Below are 18,523 nucleotides of genomic sequence, written 5' to 3' on the forward strand. Positions count from 1 at the left end.
AATCTCGACCGACAGATCGAACCGATATCCCGCCGCCTCCGCAATGGCACCCCGCAACCCACCCGAGTCGACCCTTCTCGTCTGCAACGAAAACGGGGCATCCTCCGCAGGGAGAACCCGCTGAAACGGCACCCCGTCATCCTCGCCGAACACCGTCCGCAAACTCTCGTGCCGAGCCACCACATCCCCGACCCCCGCGGCCACCGCTCCGGTGTCCAGGGCACCGGTCAACCGCACCGCCACCGGAATGTTGTACGTCGCCGACGGCCCCTCCAACCGGAACAGGAACCACAACCGCGCCTGCGCAAACGACAACGGCACCCGAGCGGGCCGCGCACGCGGGAGCAATGGCACCCTCGCCACCGCCGCCTCGCGTAGTCGAGGTGCCAACTCCGCGACCGACGGGGATTCGAACACCACCCGGATCGGAACCTCCACCCCCAGCGCGATGCGGATCAATCCCACCAACCGCGTCGCGGACAGAGAATGGCCACCCAGGTCGAAGAAACTGTCGTCGATCCCCACCCGCGGAAGACCGAGCACGTCACCGTAGAGCGACGCCAGCGTCTCCTCCGCTGGTGAGCGAGGGGCCCGAAACACGCCGCCATTGAACTCCGGCGCCGGCAACGCCTTCCGATCGAGCTTGCCGTTCACGGTCAACGGCAACCGATCCAGCACCACCACCGCCGCGGGCACCATGAATTCGGGCAGTCGGCCGGCCACGAAGTGGCGAACCTCGGACGACAGTCTGCTTGCACCGGGGTCGTTGACGTACGCGCTCATGTCACCGAGCGGACCGTTCGGCAGGTAGACGTCAGACACCGCGACCGACGCCTGCGCATCATGCGGCCGAGTCGTGACGTCGGTGAAGATCACGTCCAGCAGGCCCGGTGTCGGCGACCAGGTCACCGACACCGCGAATCCGAGGTCGTCACCGATGTCGTGACAATCCTGCGGCAACATCGCGTCAGTCCGCCAGTCCGCGTCACGCAGGATGGGGACGTGATCGCGGTCGCCGGCAACGTCGAGAGCGCGTGTGGCATCGACATCAGGCGCCAGCCCCGCGTGCGGCACGCCGATCACCCGCACACTGTCCGGACGCCGGCCCGTCAGGAACGTCCGCAGTGCGGTGGGATCGCCGAATCGCTGCCACGACATCGATGGCACATCAGCCAGCGACCGGACTTTCACGGGATTCTTGCGCAGCACGACTTGGTACCTGTAACAACTCAATTCGTTGACTGCCCGGAGGCGCTCGAGTTGAATGTCGACGGCACCGATGTCGGGGAGCAGCGACGGCAACGCGGTGAAGAACTCCGGCGCGAGCAGCAATTCCTTCTCGGCCGCAATTCCCCGGCGCACCCGGTCGCGTATCACCATGGCAGTCGTGTCGGCATCTGCACGGGCGATCTGTACGCCGGTCGCGAATTCCCGGAGCAACGCAAGATTCCGCACGTCACCGAGAAACAGCACGCCCCCGGGGCGCAGCAATTGGAGTGCTGCGCCGATCACATCGATCAGGTACCCCGCGTTCGGGAAGTACTGCACGACCGAGTTCAGCACCACGGTGTCGACGACGCCGTGCGGAACACCCCCGAGGTCGTCGGCGGCCTGGACCCGCAGGTGCACCCGATCGACCCATGGGTCCTTCCGATCCGCCAACCGCGATCGCAGAGCGTCGATCGTAGGAGCGGAAAAATCCGTGGCCCAATATTCCTCACAGATCGGCGCCAATTGCGACAGCACCAATCCTGTCCCGACTCCGATCTCCAGCACCCGAGCCGGGCCGAGCTCGAGAATCCGTGCCACGGCCGCCGCGCGCCATTCCCGCATGTGCTCGAGGGGAATGGGTTTCCCGGTGTAGCTGCTGTTCCACCCCCCGAAATCCTCCCCGAACGCTGTCGGGTTCAGCTGCTCACCGGCATGGGACGCGTCCCTGGAGTACAGGTCGTCGTAAACCCGCCGCCACTGCGAAACCAGCTCGGACTCCCGTGCCCCGTCACGCTCGAGCGGAACACCCCTGTCCAGCACCACATACCCCACCAGCTGCGTATCGGTTCCGGCGTCCCCGTCCGAACGTTCGGCGGCCGGGGGTTCGCGGGCGATCACCGCCGCCTGCGCGACCGCAGGATGCGACCTCAATGCCGACTCGACCTCCCCCGGCTCGACCCGGAATCCCCGCACGTTCACCTGCTCGTCCCCGCGTCCGACGAAATCGAGCACGCCTTCGGACGTCCACCGCACCACGTCGCCGGAGCGGTACATCCGCGAACCGGGTTCTCCGAACGGGCAGGCTACGAACCGTTCCGCCGTCAACCCGGGCCTGCCCACATATCCTCGGCCCACCCCGAACCCGGCGACATACAACTCCCCCGCCGCACCTATCGGCACCGGCACCAATCCCGGCCCTAACACGAAAACCCGCACGTTACCGATAGGAGTCCCGATCGGGCTTCGTCCGCCGTCGGCGTCGCCTGAAGTCAACTCCAGATAGCTCACATGCACCGTGGTCTCGGTGATTCCGTACATGTTCACCAGAATCGGAGGGTTCGGACGTTCGCCACGGAACCAGGCGCGCAGCCGGCCCGGGTCCAACGCTTCTCCTCCGAACACCACCATGCGCAGCACCGAATCGGTCCCCGGGGAATCGTCCTCGCGGTGGGCATCTGCGAGCTCGTAGAACGCGGACGGCGTCTGATTGAGGATCGTCACCTGCTCCCGCCGCACCAGCGACCACAACTCGGCGGGCGAGCGCACCACTTCCCAGGGAACGATCACCACCCGTCCGCCGTGCACCAATGCCCCCCACAACTCCCACACCGAGAAGTCGAAGGCTTGCGAATGACACCACGCCCACACATCCCCGGCTCCGAAACCGCACCGCCGATCGGTCCCGGCAAACAACGACACCACGTTGTGGTGACTGATGACGACCCCTTTCGGGGTTCCGGTCGAACCGGACGTATACATGACGTATGCGGTATTGCCCGGTCGCAGCGGGGCGATCCGGTCATCGTCGACGGGGTTGATCACGGCCGACATGCCCTCGGTGTCTGCGCCGTCCAACACGAGACCGGGAATGTCGTTGTCCGGCAGCGATGCCGCGGTCGCGGTATCGGTCAGAATCAGCAGGGGGCCGGCATCGCTGAGAATGAAAGCGGTTCGCGCACTGGGATAGTTCGGATCGATCGGAAGATACCCGCCACCGGCCTTGAGAGTCGCGAGGAGCGCGACGATCAACTCGGCGGAGCGTTGCATCGCGACTGCGACAATGGATTCCGGTCCCACACCGCGCGCGATGAGATACCGCGCCAACCGATTCGCCCGACCATTGACGTCTCGATATGTCCAGTGCCGATCGCCGAGGGTGAGCGCCACCGCGTCGGGCGTCGCGGCGACCCGCTGTTCGACCAGGTCGGCAAGGGTGACCGGGGGAACCGGCACTTCGGTGTCGTTCCAGGTTCGCAGGACCAGTTCGCGTTCGGTGGGTCGGAGGAAGTCGTGTTCCTCTGTCCTGCCCGTTGGATCGGCGACGACCGCACGGACGAAAGCCATCAGCAGATCTGCGTAGAGCCTCACATCCTCGTTGCTGTACAGAGCACCGTTCGCATCGATCTCGATGTGCATGCCGGCGCTGCCCCGACCGCCGTAGTAGATCGAGATCGAGAGGTCGTCCACGGGGCCGAACGACACACCGCGCATGGATGCCGGATTGCCTGCAAAGTCGATCGCATCGAAGAACGGAATGATATTCAGAATCGGACCGAACCGGTTCTCCACGGATCCGGACAATCCTCTGTCTCTTCTGATATCAGACCCCTGGTAACGGGAATGACGCAGGACTGATCGAATCGAGGTGCCCACGCCGTGTGCGGCTGCGGCGAAAAGCGTCCGCGGTGGGATCTCCACCCGGAAGGGCACCGCGTTCGACACCAACCCCGGTGTTCGTCGGGCGGCACCGACCCTGTTGGCAACGGCCAATCGCATCATGAATTCCGACATGCCCGACAGACGATGGAAGAGTCCGGCCACCGCCGCTGCCAGGAAACCCGGCAGCGGGATCCCGATCGTCTCTGCCGCCGTCAGCAATTGGGCGGTCTCGTCCTCCTGCATCGTCAGGCTGTGATGCAAAGTCACGGGAACCGGCGAACTCGGATGCCGCGGTAGTCGAAGTGGGTCAGGCAGGGCGGCGGTGTAGTTTCGCCAGAACTCTTTGTCGCGGGTGAATCGATCGGACCGCCGATAGCGGGCATCTTCGTCGACGATCAACTCCGGTCCGCCGAATCCGGATTCGGGAATCGGTCTTCCCATCTTCAACGCTGTGTAGATTTCGCCGATTCGACTGGCAAGAATGGCGACGCCGAACCCGTCCATGACGATGTGGTGGCACACGGCGCACAGGAAGAATCGCGCGCCGTGAACCTTGATCAAGCCCGCTCGATACAGCGCATCCCGTTCCAGGTCGAAGGGCACGGCGCCGACCTCTGCGATCGACGCTTTCGCCGCCGATTCGGGGTCTGCCTCTTCACTGACGTCGATGAAGAACGGCAACCACGAGTTCGAGTCCCGCACGACCTGCCGGGGGCCGTCGTCGTCCTCGACGAAATTCACCAGTACCGAGCGCGCCTCCTGCGCCACTCGCCGCAGTGCGGCCTCCATCACCGGAGGGTCGATGTCGCCGGAAATGTCGAGATACGCTGCAATATTGTTCGACAGACCAGGCGCTAATTTCTGCGCCAGCCAGAGCGCCTCCTGGGCGGACGAGACCCGTAAGGAGTCCATCGCGACCATGATCTGCCCTCACGAACGGCCGTAGGGAGTGCGCCATGCGGCGACAGCGATCAGTCCCGCCAAGTTTACGCCGCCGCGGTGTCCTCAACTGCCGATTCGTCGCTGCCGCAGCGTCCGAGCGTGCGGATGGTGACCGCGACCGACTCCGAGTTTCCCTAGCGCTGCCCGCGAGCCGCCAACGCGTTGACGAACACGTTCGCGATGTCGGCGGGATCCTTGGCGACGTAGCTCGACCCTCCCGTCACCCGGGAGATCTCGGCGAGCGTGGCCGCGTCGGCGTCGTCGGTGATCCCGATCGTCACGATGATGACCGGCCGCGCCGGATCCATCTCCCGCTGCAGGATGCTCATCAGCTGATCCCTGGTGATGGAGTCCGGGTCCTCATTGGCGCCGTCGGTCAGGATGATCACACTGTTCACAGCGCGCGGATCGTACGTCTCCTGAACTGTCCGGAACGCGGCGAGCGTCGTGTCGTACAGGCCGGTGCCACCGCCGATGAGCCCTTCCACCTTGGTCGCCTGCTGCGCCATCAGCTGACGCTGCGTAACACCGTCGACCACGGTGTCGTAGCGGCGGATCGGGACCATCTCCTTGTAGTCCTGCGGTCCCCCGCCCAGCCCCTGCGAGAACGCCCACAGTCCCGCCGACACGCTGTCCGGGAACATCGCATTGCCGGCGAGGGCCGCGTCGACCGTGAGGTCCATGCGGGACCGGTTGCCTTCGCGCATCTCCATCGAGCCCGAGACGTCGATCGCGACGAGTGTGCGGATGGGAAGTGCCATCAGCGCCCATCCGCCGAGCGCGTCCTGCAGCGCCGATTCGTCCTCGAGCGCGAGCTTGGTGGTCTTGCCGACGCCGCGGCCGTCCGGCAGTGGACTCCCGTCCGGACCGCGGAACCCGTGGTCGGCGAGGACGCCGCGCGCGTCCTCGCCGCTGAGGACACCGGTCACGGCACGGGCCACCTGCGTCGCCCGGTAATGCCGATCGGGGGCGGGGGCGGTGACCACGAGAGGGAAGTTCATGAAGTTGCTGCCGCTCGGCGGCACCGTCGCGACGATCGTGCGCGCGCCGTCACCGTCGGAGAACTCGAGCACGGATTGCTCGGTGGCCACGGCGACCCCGCCGCGGTCGACGACGCCCTGCAGCATGTCCTCGCCGATAGGCTCGTCCGCGGTCCGCGCGCTCTCCTCCTGCGCGAGCGGGACCAGCACGGCCCGCACCGTTCCCGCGGACACGGGATCGGCCTGCCCCTCGGCGAGCGCGGCGTTGATCGGGGCCTGCGCGACACCGGTCACGAGGGGATTTCCCAGCTGGATGTCCTTGATCTGGAGGGCGGCGAGCCACGTCGGCGACGTCGGCGCATCCTCCTCGCGCGACGCCAGGACGACAGGCGAGGACGCGATCGACCCGGTCATCACCTCGATCGGACCGGCCGCGGTGAGTGCCGCCTTGCCGACCCAGGCACCGGAGTCGGGGATCCACAGGTCCGGGGCGTCGGTGCCCTTCCCCAGTCGTCCCGCGATATCGCCGGACGTCGCGGCGCCGACCGTGACGTTCGCACAGCTCAGGTCGGTGTCCTTCGCGCCGCCGAGAATCCGGTCGAGGGCGGGGACGATGCTCGGGTCGGCGGCGAGCGTGTAGTCGGTGATCTGATCACATTCGTCGGCCCAGGAGCGCACCGCCTGGACGACGACGACCACGGAGGCCACCAGCCCGATCACGATGGCGGCGCACACCGCGTAGAAGGCGGGCGAACGACCGGACCGCTCCTGGTGCGCGCTCGAATGACGCCCTCCGGCCATCGCCTGCCTCTCTGACATTTCGGTCGCGACACGACCGAATACGCACCTGGACCCGATACGATCCGGCCCACATCGTAGCGAACGGTGCAGCGTACGAGGCTGCGCCGGCGCCGGGCGTCCGGATCAGGGAAACCTCCAACGCTCGGTGTGCGCGACCTCGAGCCGGCGAGCCACGAGCGCCGCCTGGATCTGCCGCAACCCGGACGGGCGGGTCGGGTCGCAGCCCGTCAGCTGCGCCACCCGTTTGAGTCGGTAGTCCACCGTGTTGGTGTGCAGATGCATCTTCTTCGCGGTGCGTTGCCGGTTGAGGTCGTGCCCGATGTGTACCTCGAGAGTTTCGATCAGTTCGGGTGAGCCCTGAAGCGGTTCGAGGAGCCGCGCCAGGTGGGTCCGTCCGGGCCCGGGACGGGTGAGCTGGTATTCGAGTGCCAGATCGTCCATCTCGTAGAGGCCCGGCGCCAGTGCGAGTTGATCGGCCAGATCGAGGAGTTCGTGGACCTGCTCCGCCGCCGCCGGGATCGCAGCGGTGTGCACCCGGGTCGCGGTGGCGGTGAGAGGAACTCCGGCCGCCGCGCCGATGCGGTCGAGCAGCGAGATCATCCACGCCCGCTCGGGCGCGCCCGGGAGCAACAGCGTTCCGCCGTCCGGGCTCAGCGAACACAGGGCCGCCCCACCCGAGGCGTCCGCCAGTTCGATCTGCAACCGCCGCAGCTTCTGCCGGGCGACGACGGTCTTCCGCCGGTGGGTCACCGCCTCCGTGGGATGCGCGGGTATCGACAGTCCGAGCACGACGTACTCGTCGGCCAGTTCCACTCCCGCGTGCCGGGCCGCGGTCGCCGCCTTCCGCCCGCTGAGCAGCGCGGTGACGAGGTTGACCGCGGCGCCGTCACGTTCACTGTTGACGGCCTCGAGTTCCTCCACGTAGCTGGTGGTGGCGGCGACCGTCACGCATTCGAGCAGGCTGAACATCACCTTCTGGATGGCCAGCAGTTCGGGGAGGTCCTCGGTCCGGGCATTCGACGCCACGAGGTCGCCGGCCTCCCGGATGCCTTCGTGGAGGATCCGGAGCACGAGTGTCAGCGGGAATCCGTCGCGCGCCCAGCGCGCGGAACTGTTGCGCACCTCCGCGAGGTCCGCGTCCGTCGGGCTGATGCCCTCGTCGAGCATCTGGATGCCGAGGCCGAGGCAGACCACGGTGAAATCCATGACGTCGCTCTGCAATTGTTCGCCGGGAAGCGAACCGCACGGGGTCACGTTGTCGGCGAAGTGGCGGACGAGCTTCTGAGCCACCGTCACGGTGTCGCGGAGCGGGGCGGACGCGGGCCTGCCGTCGACGAGGATCTGCGAGCCCGCCCCCGAACTGTGATTCGTCATAGTTCTCATCGCTCCCGTGTGTGGATGACACCGAACTCTCGCGCCATCGACATCACGTACACATAACGAGGGTTCGCTTCTGTCACCGTTGTATCACGACGACGCTCTGTCCAGGGCGGATACGGCGATCGACGGGAAGGCCGTTCCGGTGGGGTCGTGCGCCCGGTCAGTTCTCCTCGGCGACCCGGACGACGAGCTTGCCGAAATTGCTGCCCCGGAGCAGGCCGATGAACGCCGCCGGCGCATTCTCGATCCCGTCGACGATGTCCTCGCGGTAGGCGAAGCGCCCCTCCCCGATCCACTCGGACACGTCGCGCTGGAAGTCGGCGTACATCTCGGAGACGAACTCGTGCTGGATGAATCCGCGGATCGTGAGGCTCTTGACGAGCACCCGGCTGAAGAATCCGGGCAGCCGATCCGGGCCCTCGGGTGCCCCGGTGTCGTTGTACTGTGCGATGAGGCCGCACACGGGAACGCGCGCGTACAGGTTGAGCAGCGGCAGCACCGCCGCCGCCACCGCGCCGCCGACGTTCTCGAAGTACACGTCGATGCCGTCGGGGCACGCCGCGCGCAGTTCCTCGGCGAAGTTCGCGGACCGGTGGTCGACGGCGGCGTCGAATCCGAGTTCGTCCAGCAGGTAGGTGCACTTCTCGGGGCCACCCGCGATCCCGACGGCCCGGGCACCCTTCCGTTTCGCGATCTGTCCCACGGCCGAACCGACCGGACCGCTGGCCGCCGCGACGACGACCGTCTCGCCCGCCTTCGGTTGCCCGATCTTCAGCAGGCCGGAGTAGGCGGTGAATCCGGGCATGCCGAGGACCCCGACCGCGGTCGACAACGGCGCGGCGGCAGGGTCGAGTCTGCGGAGCTGGTTGCCGTCGACCACCGCATGCGACTGCCAGCCCGCGTACGCGAGAACGTAGTCACCGGTGGCGAAATCCGGGTGCCGCGAGTCGACGACCTGCCCGACGGTCCCACCGACCATGACCTCGCCGATCTCGACCGGGTCGGCGTAGGACTCGGCGTCACTCATCCGGCCGCGCATGTAGGGGTCGAGAGACAGGTAGATGACGCGGATCAAAACCTGGCCCTCGCCGGGCTCGGGCAGGTTGACGGCCTCCAACCGGAAGTTGTCGGCGGTCGGCGCACCGTCCGGCCGCGACGCGAGGACGATCCGGGTGCTCTGAACGATGCTCTCCACACTCACTGTGCGCCTGCCAATCCGTGTCGGGCCGGTATCTTTAGCCACCCTACCGACGTCAGAACAGTTGCTTCTTCTGCACCTTGCCCATCGCGTTACGCGGAAGCGTCTCGACCACGCGGATCTCGCGGGGGCGCTTGTGCACCGACAGTTCGGTGGCCACGTGCTCGATCAGCTCGGTCTCCGAGACGTTCTCCCCCACGACGAACGCCACGAGCCGCTGGCCGAGGTCCGGGTCGGGGACGCCGACCACGGCCGCTTCCCGCACGCTCGGGTGACCGAGCAGCGACGTCTCCACCTCCCCCGCCCCGACCCGGAATCCGCCCGACTTGATGAGGTCCGTGGATTCGCGGCCGACGATGCGGTGGAATCCCTGCGGGTCGATGACGGCCACGTCGCCGGTCTTGAAGAAGCCGTCGTCCGTAAAGGACTCGGCGGTCGCGTCGGGCCTGCCGAGGTAGCCGTCGAAGAGCATCGGCCCCCGCACCTGCAGCCCGCCGATCGACTCGCCGTCGTGCGGAACGTCCCGTCCGGCCTCGTCGCGCAGCCGGGTCTCGACACCGCGGACCGGCACACCGACCCACCCCGGGCGACGCTCGCCGTCGGCCCGGGTGCTGAGCGTGAGCATCGTCTCGCTCATGCCGTATCGCTCGACGAGTGCCAGCCCGGTCAGCTCCTGCACCTTCTCGAACACCGGGACGGGCAGCGGGGCGCTGCCCGACACCAGCAGTCGCGCACCCGACAGCGCCCGCGCCGATTCGGGATCACCGGCGATGCGACTCCACACCGTGGGGACACCGAAGTACATCGTTCCCCGCGCCGCGGCATAGGCCGCCGGGGTGGGTTTGACCGTGTGGACGAGCCTGCTGCCGATCCGCAACGGTCCCAGCACACCGAGGATGAGCCCGTGGATGTGGAACAGCGGAAGTCCTTGCACCAGAGTGTCGTTACCGGTCCACTGCCAGGCGTCCACGAGGGCGTCGAGGCCGGCGGCGATGGCCTTCCTGCTGATCAGGACCCCCTTGGGCGGTCCCGTGGTGCCGGAGGTGTAGAGCACGAACGCGATGCTCGACTCGGGCGGTTCGGGGTAGCTGTGCCACGACCGGGCGTGGACGCGGACCGGAACGACCGGCAGCCCCGCCGGATCCGGCGGCGCCTCGCCCAGCCACGCCTGCGCACCCGAATCGCGCAGGATGTGTTCGAGTTCGGCCGGACCGGAATCGGGCGGCACCGGCACCGCGGTCACACCCGCGATGAGGCATCCCACGACCGCGAGGACGGTGGTGACGGTGGGGGTGGCGAGAATCGCCACCCGATCCGCGCGTGCCACCCGCTCGGCCACGGACGTCGCCGCACCGAGCACGTCGCCGCGCGACAGGGTGGCGTCGCCGATCCGGATGGCGTCGGGAATGTCGTCGCCCCGGGCGATGGCCAGAGGATTCAGTGATCGCAGCAGCACATCGCATAGCCTCTCACAGAGCGCGGACGCGGCCCTCGAGGTCTCCCGGCGGCGGACTGACGGTGGCCAGTGCCGCCCCCAGCAGGGCCCCGGTCAGAACCGCCAGCCCGTGCGCGTCGTCGATCGTCACCAGCAGGACGCCGGCGAGCACGATGCCGCCGCTCGCGGCGAGGGCGCGCCTTTCCTGGGACTGCATCACGACCAGACCGGCGAGGGACGCGGCCAGCGCGAGGGTGGCACCCGAATTGCCTGCCCCCGGCGACGGAAACAGAAAGGCGGTGAACAAGCCGAAGATGATCTGGCTCGCCACGAACAGCAGAACGGCGCGGATGCCGCCCCAGACCCGGACCGCGAGCGGCGCCACCCAGGCGAGCACGAGCAGGTTCACCACCGTGCCGGCGAGTCCGCCGTCCTGCACCGCCACCGACGTGACGATCCGCCACCACTGGTGGTCCCGGATCTGGGTGGGGTCCCGTTCGAGGGCGTCGAGGACGGCGGGCAGCACGATCTGCAGTAGCGACGGCACGGCGATCAGCAGCCACAACACCACCGCGGTGCGCGGCGGACGACTGAGCCGGACCTCTCCGATCCGGGTCGATGCGAGCAGCGTGGCGAGCACGAGAACGACGGTGAAGAGGACCGCACTGGTCCATCCGTCGCCCGAAGTCGTCACCGCGAAACCTTACAACGGCGATCCCCCACCGGAACCGATCGGCGTTCAGTCCCGCGTGACCACCGAACGGAGGAAGAAGCGCAGGTTCGAGGGACGCTCGGCCAGTCGCCGCATGAAGTACGCGTACCACTGGCTGCCGTACGGCACGTACACCCGAACCTGCTTGTCCTCGTTGGCGAGCCGACGTTGCTCGAGGTCGCGGATCCCGAACAGCATCTGGTGTTCGTACGCGTCCGCGGCGCGGCCCGTGCGCTCGACCAGGGGGGCGACCGCGTCGATCACGGCGGGATCGTGTGAGGCCACCATCGGGTAACCGGCCCCGTCCATGAGGATCTCGAGGCACCGCAGGTACGACGCGTCGACGGCGGCGCGGTCCTTGAATGCGACCGATTCGGGTTCCCGGTACGCCCCCTTGCACAACCGGACCCTCGAACCGGCGCCGGCGAGGGTGCGGCAGTCGTTCTCGGTGCGGCGCAGATAGGACTGCACGACGGCACCGAGCCACGGGAATTCGGTGCGGAGGTCCCGCACGATCGCGAGTGTCGAATCGGTGGTTTTGTGGTCCTCGGCGTCCACGGTGACCCACACGCCCGCTGCGTCCGCGGCGGCGCAGATCGTGCGCGCGTTGTCGGTGGCGATCCGGCGGCCGTCGCCGGCCAGCGACTGCCCCAGCGCCGACAGCTTCATCGACACCTCGAGCCGGCGAACAGCCGATTTCCCTTCCGCCGCTTCGGGGAGGGCACCGAGGTCGGCGACGAGCGCCAGGTACTCGTCCACGGTCGTCTGCGCGCCCGCCGCGTCCCGGGTGTCCTCCCCGAGGAAGTCGATGGACACCGACCGGCCCGAGTCGAGGATCTCCCGGACCGACACCAGCGCCGTGTCCCTGCTGTCCCCGGCGACGAAACGGTCGACCAGTCGCCGGGTGACGGGGGCGCCGGTGACCGCACGCTTGACGCGGGACGACCGGGCGGCCGCGAGGATCGCCGGGCGCAGCGGATTCGCCAGGACGGTGGGCGCTTTCATTGCGACCCCATGTGCGGATAGCGGTAGTCGGTGGCGGGGACGAACGTCTCCTTGATGGTGCGGGCCGACACCCACCGCAGCAGGTTGAGCTTGGACCCGGCCTTGTCGTTGGTGCCCGACGCACGGGCGCCGCCGAACGGCTGCTGCCCGACGACGGCACCGGTGGGCTTGTCGTTGACGTAGAAGTTTCCGGCGGTGTACCGGAGCGCCGACGTGGCCTGTTCGACGGCCCGGCGGTCGTCGGCGATCACCGCACCGGTCAGCGCGTACGGCGCCGCCGAGTCGACGCGGGCGAGCACGTCGGCGAACGCGTTCGGGGCGGCGTCGTCGTAGACGTGCACCGTGAGGATCGGACCGAAGTACTCGGTGGTCATCGCCTCGTCGGTGGGGTCGTCGGCCAGCAGGACGGTGGGCCGGACGAAGTACCCGACGCTGTCGTCGTATTTGCCGCCGACGGCGATCTCGAGGCCTGCGGTGCCGCGGGCGCGTTCGATGGCCGCGACGTTCTTGTCGTACGCGCGCCGGTCGATGAGCGCACCGCCGAAGTTCTCCAGATCGGACACGTCGCCGTAGGTGAGGGCGTCGACTTCCGCGGTGAACGTGTCGCGCATCCTCCGCCACAACGACTTCGGGACGTATGCGCGGGAGGCGGCCGAACATTTCTGCCCCTGGTACTCGAACGCACCGCGGATCAGCGCCGTCCGCAGCACGTCCTCGTCGGCCGAGGCGTGCGCGACCACGAAGTCCTTGCCGCCGGTCTCCCCCACCAGCCGCGGGTAGCCGGCGTACTTCCCGATGTTCGCGCCCACCTCGCTCCACAGGTGCTGGAACGTGCGGGTCGACCCCGTGAAGTGGATACCGGCGAGGCGCGGATCGTTCAGGAGGACCTCCGACACCACCTGCCCGCTACCGGTGAGCAGGTTGATCACACCGGGAGGCAGTCCCGCGGCCTCGAGCAGCTTCATCGTCCAGTACGCGGCAACGGTCTGCGTCGACGACGGCTTCCAGATCACCGTGTTCCCCATCAGCGCCGGCGCGGTCGGCAGATTGCCGGCGATCGCGCTGAAGTTGAACGGGGTGATCGCGTAGACGAAGCCCTCGAGCGGCCGGTATTCCAGCCGGTTCCACACGCCGGGCGAGGAGATCGGCTGCTCGGCGAGGATCTGACGTGCGAAGTGAACGTTGAAGCGCCAGAAGTCGATCAGCTCGCACGGCGCGTCGATCTCCGCCTGCTGGACCGATTTCGACTGGCCGAGCATCGTCGCCGCGGCGAGCGTTTCGCGCCAGGGCCCCGACAGCAGGTCGGCGGCGCGCAGGATCACCGCGGCCCGGTCGTCGAACGAGAGCGCCCGCCAGTGCGGTGCCGCCGCCGACGCGGCCTCGACCGCCGCCGATGCGTCGTCGTGGGTGGCGCTGCGCAGCGTGCCGAGCACGGCGGAGTGCCGGTGGGGCTGGACGACGTCGACGCGGTCGCCGTTGCCGTGCCGGTGTTTCCCTCCGATCACGTGCGGGATGTCGACCGGATTGGTGCCGATGTCGGCGAGTGCGGACTGCACTCGGGAACGTTCGGGACTGCCCGGCGCGTACGTGTGGACCGGCTCGTTGGTGGGCACCGGAACCTGGGTGATGGCGTCCATTGCTGCCTGCCTCCTGCCCTCAGATCGTGAGGAACTGTGACCGGGAACCGCAGGTGTGGACGGGGACACCCGTCCGGACGGAACCCTCGAGCCCAGGTTAGCGCTGCCCGGGGGTCCCCATCCGGTTTTGACGCGCCGGCGGGATGGCTACCATCGGCCACATGCCCGAACGGAATCGTGTGTCACCCCGATCCGACATCGTCGCGATTCCACTCCGCGGCCGGTTCATGGGCAACCGGGGCTGCCTGCACCGCGGGCACACCGTCGTGCGCAACCATGCAGGCAGACGGTGGATCATCTGCGTCACCGACTACCCCGCCCGCACGGTGGCGCAGTGGAGCGAGGGGCACTACACGGTGCTGTTCTTCCACGACGAGGCGGTGGCGCTCGCGGCGGGGCACCGACCGTGCGCCCTCTGCAGGCGCGCGCGGTACAACGACTTTCGCGCCGCCTGGCAGAGGGCCGACGGCGGCGGACTGCCGAGCGCGGACGAGATGGACGCCCGGTTGCACGCGGAACGACTCGACGGCTCCCGTCGGCGCACCCACGAGGCCGCGTGGTCGTCGTTGCCGTACGGCACGTTCACCCTGGTCGACGGCGAACCCACTGTCGTGCTGGACGAGACCGTCGTCCCGTGGTCGGAAGACGGATACGGGACACCGTCGGCGCGTCCGTCCGGGACGGCCACCGTTCTGACGCCGCCGTCCACCGTCGCCGTGCTCGCGGCCGGCTACTCGCCGGACATCGCGTAGTCCGCTGCTACACGTCGCGGGCGTTCGAGACGAGTTGGTGGACGTCCTGGTCGGTGGCGCCGAGGCCGAAGCTGATGATCCGCTCGGGGTGGATGCGGATGGTCGGGCCGCCGAGTCCGTTCGACTGGGCGGCCTCGGCGCCGAGAGCCTCGGCGCGCCCGCGTATTTCGACGCACCGGACCCGCCACGGGTCGACGGACGGCACGTCGTCGACGACGAATGCCACCTTCCCGTTGTCGGCGACGTTGCGGAATTTCCGGCTCGCCGCCATGTTGTAGCCCTGGATGTCGATCGTGGACGTGTCGGGGTTGTAGTGGAAGCCGACGGGACTGACCTGCAAGGTTCCGCTCGGTTGCATCGTGGCGAGCCTGCCGATGCGCTGTGAGGCCAGGTAGTCGAGTTCCTGCTCGGTAAAGGACATGAGGTGAGGGTAGAACCTGAACTGCGCTCGAGGTCAAGGGTCGGGCACTCTTCTCAGCCGAGATCGTCGAGTGCGTGCCGGGCCGCCTCGACCCGCCGCTCCGCCGCCTCCAGTTCGCGTTCTCCCCGGTGCACCGCCTCCGCCGCGGCCTTCTCCGCGTTCCGGGTGAACTGCCGCTCCTGCTCCGCGTGGTCGAGTTCGGCGCGCAGTTCCTCGATCCTGTGGTCGATCTCGGTCAGCGTGGATCGGGCCTGCGCGAGTTCGGTGTTCGCGTCGTCCAGCGCGCCGCGGGCCTCGTCGGCCCCGGACGTGGCGTCGGCCAGTTCCGCCTCGGCCGCAGCGCGTTCAGCCTCGAGATCACGCTTCTGCGATTTCTTCGGTTTGTCGGCCGGTGGTGTGGGGGCGGGTTCGGACTTCGGCTGCTTCTTCGCGGGTTTGCCCCGGACGACGGCGAGTCCGGCCGGACCGAACCCGCTGTAGGTCGCCGCGGTCACCACCCGGCCGCGTCGCACCTGGTCGGCGGTCTCGGCGTCGGCGAGGGCGGCGTGCAGCGTCTGGCCGACGTCGCGCAGGGCGTCCTCCCCGACGGTCCGGTCGCGCTCCGCGGCGAGTTCACCGGCTTTGCGCGCCAACGCGCGGACCACCTGCTGCCGTTGCGTCGTCAGCCGCCGCAGGTCCGGCCCGGACAGGTGCCGTTGCGCGTCGCGGAGTGCCTCGCCGAGGGCGAGGAGGGCATCGACCTCGTCGGGCAGCTCACGGGCGAGCAGGTTGACGAGCCAGCCCACGACCGTCGGCTTCCGCAGCTTCCCGATCTCGGTGGCCAGCGCACGGTCCTTGTTCTCCCGTGCCGCCGCCACCCGCGCGGTGCGGGCCTCCACGAACTCACCGGGGTCGAGGCCGTACAGCTCGTCGGCGACGTCGTCGAGGGTCACCGCACAATCCTGACACCGCGGCTACCCGCGCCGGGCCGACTCCGCTCAGACCAGTCGTTCGGCCGCGGCCGCGATCCGTTCGTCGCTGGCCGTGAGCGCGATGCGCACGTGAGTGCCGCCTCCGGGGCCGTAGAACTCCCCCGGTGCCACGAGGATGCCACGGTCGGCGAACCAGTCGACGGTGTCCCGGCAGGCTTCGCCGCGGGTGGCCCACAGGTACAGCCCGGCCTCGGAGTTGTCGACGGTGAACCCGGCGCCCCGGACCGCGGCGAGAAGGATCTCGCGGCGGCGACGGTACCGCTCGTGTTGCTCGTTCTCGTGGTCGTCGTCACGGAGCGCAGCGGTCATCGCCGACTGGATCGGCAACGGCACCATCATGCCCGCGTGCTTGCGGACCTCGAGAAGTTCGGCCACCAACGCCGGGTCACCTGTGACGAATCCCGCACGGTAGCTCGCGAGATTGGATGTCTTGGACAGCGAGTGCACCGCGAGGAGGCCGGTGAGGTCGCCGTCGTTCACCCGCTCGTCGAGGATGGACAGCGCCTCGCCCTCCCAGGTCAACCCCAGGTAGCACTCGTCGGACGCCACGATGGCGCCCCGGGTGCGCGCCCAGTCGACGACCTTGCGCAGATGCTCGAGGCCGAGCACCTTGCCGGTGGGGTTGGACGGCGAGTTCACGAAGATCAGCGACGCGCTCTCGGGCCCGAGCCGGTTGAGTCCGTCGGCGCGCAGCACCCTCGCCCCGGCGAGGAGCGCACCCACTTCGTACGTGGGGTACGCCAGCTCCGGAATGACGACGAGGTCCTCGGCGCCGAGACCCAGCAGGCGCGGCAGCCAGGCGATGAGCTCCTTCGTGCCGATCGCGGGGAGCACCGCCGCCGGATCGATTCCGGTGATCCCGAAGCGGCGGCGCAGGGCCTCGACCGCCGCGTCACGGAGTTCGTCCGTGCCGTGCGTCGTCGGGTATCCGGGCGCCGCGGCGACCGCGGTCAGCGCCTCCTGAATGATCGGGGCGACAGGATCGACCGGGGTCCCCACCGACAGGTTGACGATGCCGCCCGGGTGTGCGAAGGCTTTCGCCTTCGCCGACTCGAGTGAGTCCCACGGGAAGTCGGGAAGAGCTTTGGCTACCGAGATACGAGGCACATCTAGTCCTCGCCCATGGGAGGCAGAGCCTTGACGAAGGGCGGGTCGTAGTCGACCTTGCCCAGCTTGGCCGCGCCGCCGGGGGAACCGAGGTCGTCGAAGAAGTCGACGTTCGCGGCGATGTAGCCGTTCCACTGTTCCGGGACGTCGTCTTCGTAGAAGATGGCTTCGACGGGGCAGACGGGTTCACAGGCGCCGCAGTCCACGCATTCATCGGGATGGATGTAGAGCATCCGCCCGCCCTCGTAGATGCAGTCGACAGGGCATTCCTCGATACACGCCTTGTCCAACACATCCACGCACGGTTCAGCAATCGTGTAGGGCACTGCCGCTCTTCCTGCCTTTCTGACACGAGTTAGCACGAGGTACGGGCCGCTTGTACCCCGCGGAAGACCCTATTATCGCCTGCCCGGTCGACCTCTCCGCGGTGAGGGTTACCTGACCACGCGCATCGCTGCGGGAAGCGCTACCCGGGACGCGATCCACTTCTCGCCCTGTTTCGCGGCTCTCGCCAGCGCGCCCCGTTCGCCGAGATACCCGGCCACGACACCGATCACCGGGATGTTCCCGAGCAGCGCGAACGTCGGGCCCGGTTGCGGACGCGCGTCGAGTTCGTTGCCGAGTGCGCGCACCGTGCGGGCAGTGCGCCACAGGACATCGATCAGCGGGAACGGGCGCCGCACCGGCTCCTCGTCCCCGGCGCCGGCGAGCACGGCCCGCGCGTCCGTCTCCCGAGCGCAGAGCACGGACGCCAGCAGATCCACCTGATCGGACCGTTTCGTCACCCCATGCTCCCGGGCCACGGCGACGAGCACGACGGCCTGGTTCGCGAAGCCCAGCACGTCCTGGATCGGAAGCCGGTTGAGGAGCACACCGAACATGCCCGGGAACGCGACTGCGAGCGTGTTGACGGCACCGATCCGCGTTACCCACCACCGCGCCCGCTCCTCGTCGCCCGCCTCGTCCCACGACGCCGTCCCGGGAACCTGGATGGTGTCGAGGATCCAGGCGATGCCGTCGAGCAGCGCCTCCACGGCGCCTCGCTCCTCCGCTGTCGGGCCGAACGTCCGAGCCTTGATGCCGAACGGATCCGTCAGGGCGAGATCGAGAACCGGGTTGATGCCCCGCGCCGCACGATCCAGGATGGTGACGACCGTGTGGTCGCCGAGGCGATCCGTCTCGCTCATGCGGCCGGCGACCTTCCCTCGCGTCGTGCGTGGGTGGTGGTGCGTTCGCGGGCGGGTCGGCCGATGCCCTCGGCGATGGCCCGCAACTCGGCGACGGTCTTCTCCGATCCGTGCTCGGATCCCGC

14 protein-coding genes are annotated in these 18,523 nt (G+C 68.4%); 1 reads left to right on the forward strand and 13 read right to left on the reverse strand.

Annotated elements, in window-relative coordinates:
* The 8 genes from ACFTWF_RS44205 to pruA all read right to left on the reverse strand — a co-directional run.
* A partial coding sequence (locus ACFTWF_RS44205) for an amino acid adenylation domain-containing protein (protein WP_378467384.1) occupies positions 1-4,791 on the reverse strand: 4,791 nt, incomplete at its 3' end.
* A 155-nt stretch (positions 4,792-4,946) separates the two neighbouring features.
* Positions 4,947-6,593 (reverse strand): hypothetical protein, encoded by a 1,647-nt coding sequence (locus ACFTWF_RS44210; RefSeq protein WP_378467396.1) that lies wholly within the window; start codon positions 6,591-6,593, stop codon positions 4,947-4,949.
* A 123-nt stretch (positions 6,594-6,716) separates the two neighbouring features.
* On the reverse strand, positions 6,717-7,967 hold the full coding sequence (locus tag ACFTWF_RS44215; protein ID WP_378467385.1) for a PucR family transcriptional regulator: 1,251 nt from the start codon (positions 7,965-7,967) through the stop codon (positions 6,717-6,719).
* Between the two features lie 166 nt (positions 7,968-8,133).
* Positions 8,134-9,174 carry an NADP-dependent oxidoreductase gene (locus ACFTWF_RS44220; RefSeq protein ID WP_378467386.1) on the reverse strand — a complete coding sequence of 347 codons (1,041 nt, stop codon included), beginning with the start codon at positions 9,172-9,174 and terminating at the stop codon, positions 8,134-8,136.
* Positions 9,175-9,226: 52 nt separating this feature from the next.
* Positions 9,227-10,627, reverse strand: coding sequence for an acyl-CoA synthetase (locus ACFTWF_RS44225; RefSeq protein WP_378467387.1), 1,401 nt, complete (start codon positions 10,625-10,627; stop codon positions 9,227-9,229).
* A 13-nt stretch (positions 10,628-10,640) separates the two neighbouring features.
* Positions 10,641-11,300 (reverse strand): rhomboid family intramembrane serine protease, encoded by a 660-nt coding sequence (locus tag ACFTWF_RS44230; protein WP_378467388.1) that lies wholly within the window; start codon positions 11,298-11,300, stop codon positions 10,641-10,643.
* A gap of 45 nt (positions 11,301-11,345) precedes the next feature.
* Positions 11,346-12,323, reverse strand: a complete 978-nt coding sequence (locus ACFTWF_RS44235; RefSeq protein WP_378467389.1) for a proline dehydrogenase family protein — start codon at positions 12,321-12,323, stop codon at positions 11,346-11,348.
* Entirely contained in the window at positions 12,320-13,960 is a 1,641-nt protein-coding gene (gene pruA / locus ACFTWF_RS44240) for an L-glutamate gamma-semialdehyde dehydrogenase (protein WP_378467390.1), read from the reverse strand. The genes ACFTWF_RS44235 and pruA overlap by 4 nt, the downstream gene beginning before the upstream one ends.
* Positions 13,961-14,139: 179 nt before the next feature.
* Between pruA and ACFTWF_RS44245 the strand changes: the two genes are divergently transcribed.
* Complete coding sequence (locus tag ACFTWF_RS44245) at positions 14,140-14,712, forward strand: hypothetical protein (RefSeq protein ID WP_378467391.1); 573 nt, start codon at positions 14,140-14,142, stop codon at positions 14,710-14,712.
* Positions 14,713-14,719: 7 nt separating this feature from the next.
* Here ACFTWF_RS44245 and ACFTWF_RS44250 read toward each other — a convergent pair whose 3' ends face one another.
* The 5 genes from ACFTWF_RS44250 to ACFTWF_RS44270 all read right to left on the reverse strand — a co-directional run bounded on the left by ACFTWF_RS44250 (position 14,720) and on the right by ACFTWF_RS44270 (position 18,398).
* Positions 14,720-15,133, reverse strand: a complete 414-nt coding sequence (locus ACFTWF_RS44250; protein ID WP_378467392.1) for a PPOX class F420-dependent oxidoreductase — start codon at positions 15,131-15,133, stop codon at positions 14,720-14,722.
* Positions 15,134-15,186: 53 nt separating this feature from the next.
* Positions 15,187-16,065 (reverse strand): hypothetical protein, encoded by an 879-nt coding sequence (locus tag ACFTWF_RS44255; RefSeq protein ID WP_378467393.1) that lies wholly within the window; start codon positions 16,063-16,065, stop codon positions 15,187-15,189.
* A gap of 45 nt (positions 16,066-16,110) precedes the next feature.
* A complete protein-coding gene (dapC, locus tag ACFTWF_RS44260) occupies positions 16,111-17,211 on the reverse strand; it encodes a succinyldiaminopimelate transaminase (RefSeq protein ID WP_378467394.1) in 1,101 nt (366 codons plus the stop codon).
* A gap of 2 nt (positions 17,212-17,213) precedes the next feature.
* Positions 17,214-17,537: a ferredoxin gene (gene fdxA / locus ACFTWF_RS44265; protein ID WP_005239185.1), complete on the reverse strand. Its 324-nt coding sequence runs from the start codon at positions 17,535-17,537 to the stop codon at positions 17,214-17,216.
* Positions 17,538-17,645: 108 nt separating this feature from the next.
* Positions 17,646-18,398, reverse strand: coding sequence for a hypothetical protein (locus ACFTWF_RS44270; RefSeq protein WP_378467395.1), 753 nt, complete (start codon positions 18,396-18,398; stop codon positions 17,646-17,648).
* Between the last annotated feature and the right edge of the window lie 125 nt (positions 18,399-18,523).

The organism is Rhodococcus sp. NPDC056960, from assembly GCF_042674125.1.
Classification (GTDB): domain Bacteria; phylum Actinomycetota; class Actinomycetes; order Mycobacteriales; family Mycobacteriaceae; genus Rhodococcus_F.

Coding starts and splice junctions, on each gene's coding strand:
- ACFTWF_RS44210 (WP_378467396.1), bottom strand. CDS start 6,593: ATGGCCGGAGGGCGTCATTCGAGCGCGCACCAGGAGCGGTCCGGTCGT.
- ACFTWF_RS44215 (WP_378467385.1), bottom strand. CDS start 7,967: ATGACGAATCACAGTTCGGGGGCGGGCTCGCAGATCCTCGTCGACGGC.
- ACFTWF_RS44235 (WP_378467389.1), bottom strand. CDS start 12,323: ATGAAAGCGCCCACCGTCCTGGCGAATCCGCTGCGCCCGGCGATCCTC.
- pruA (WP_378467390.1), bottom strand. CDS start 13,960: ATGGACGCCATCACCCAGGTTCCGGTGCCCACCAACGAGCCGGTCCAC.
- ACFTWF_RS44250 (WP_378467392.1), bottom strand. CDS start 15,133: ATGTCCTTTACCGAGCAGGAACTCGACTACCTGGCCTCACAGCGCATC.
- ACFTWF_RS44270 (WP_378467395.1), bottom strand. CDS start 18,398: ATGAGCGAGACGGATCGCCTCGGCGACCACACGGTCGTCACCATCCTG.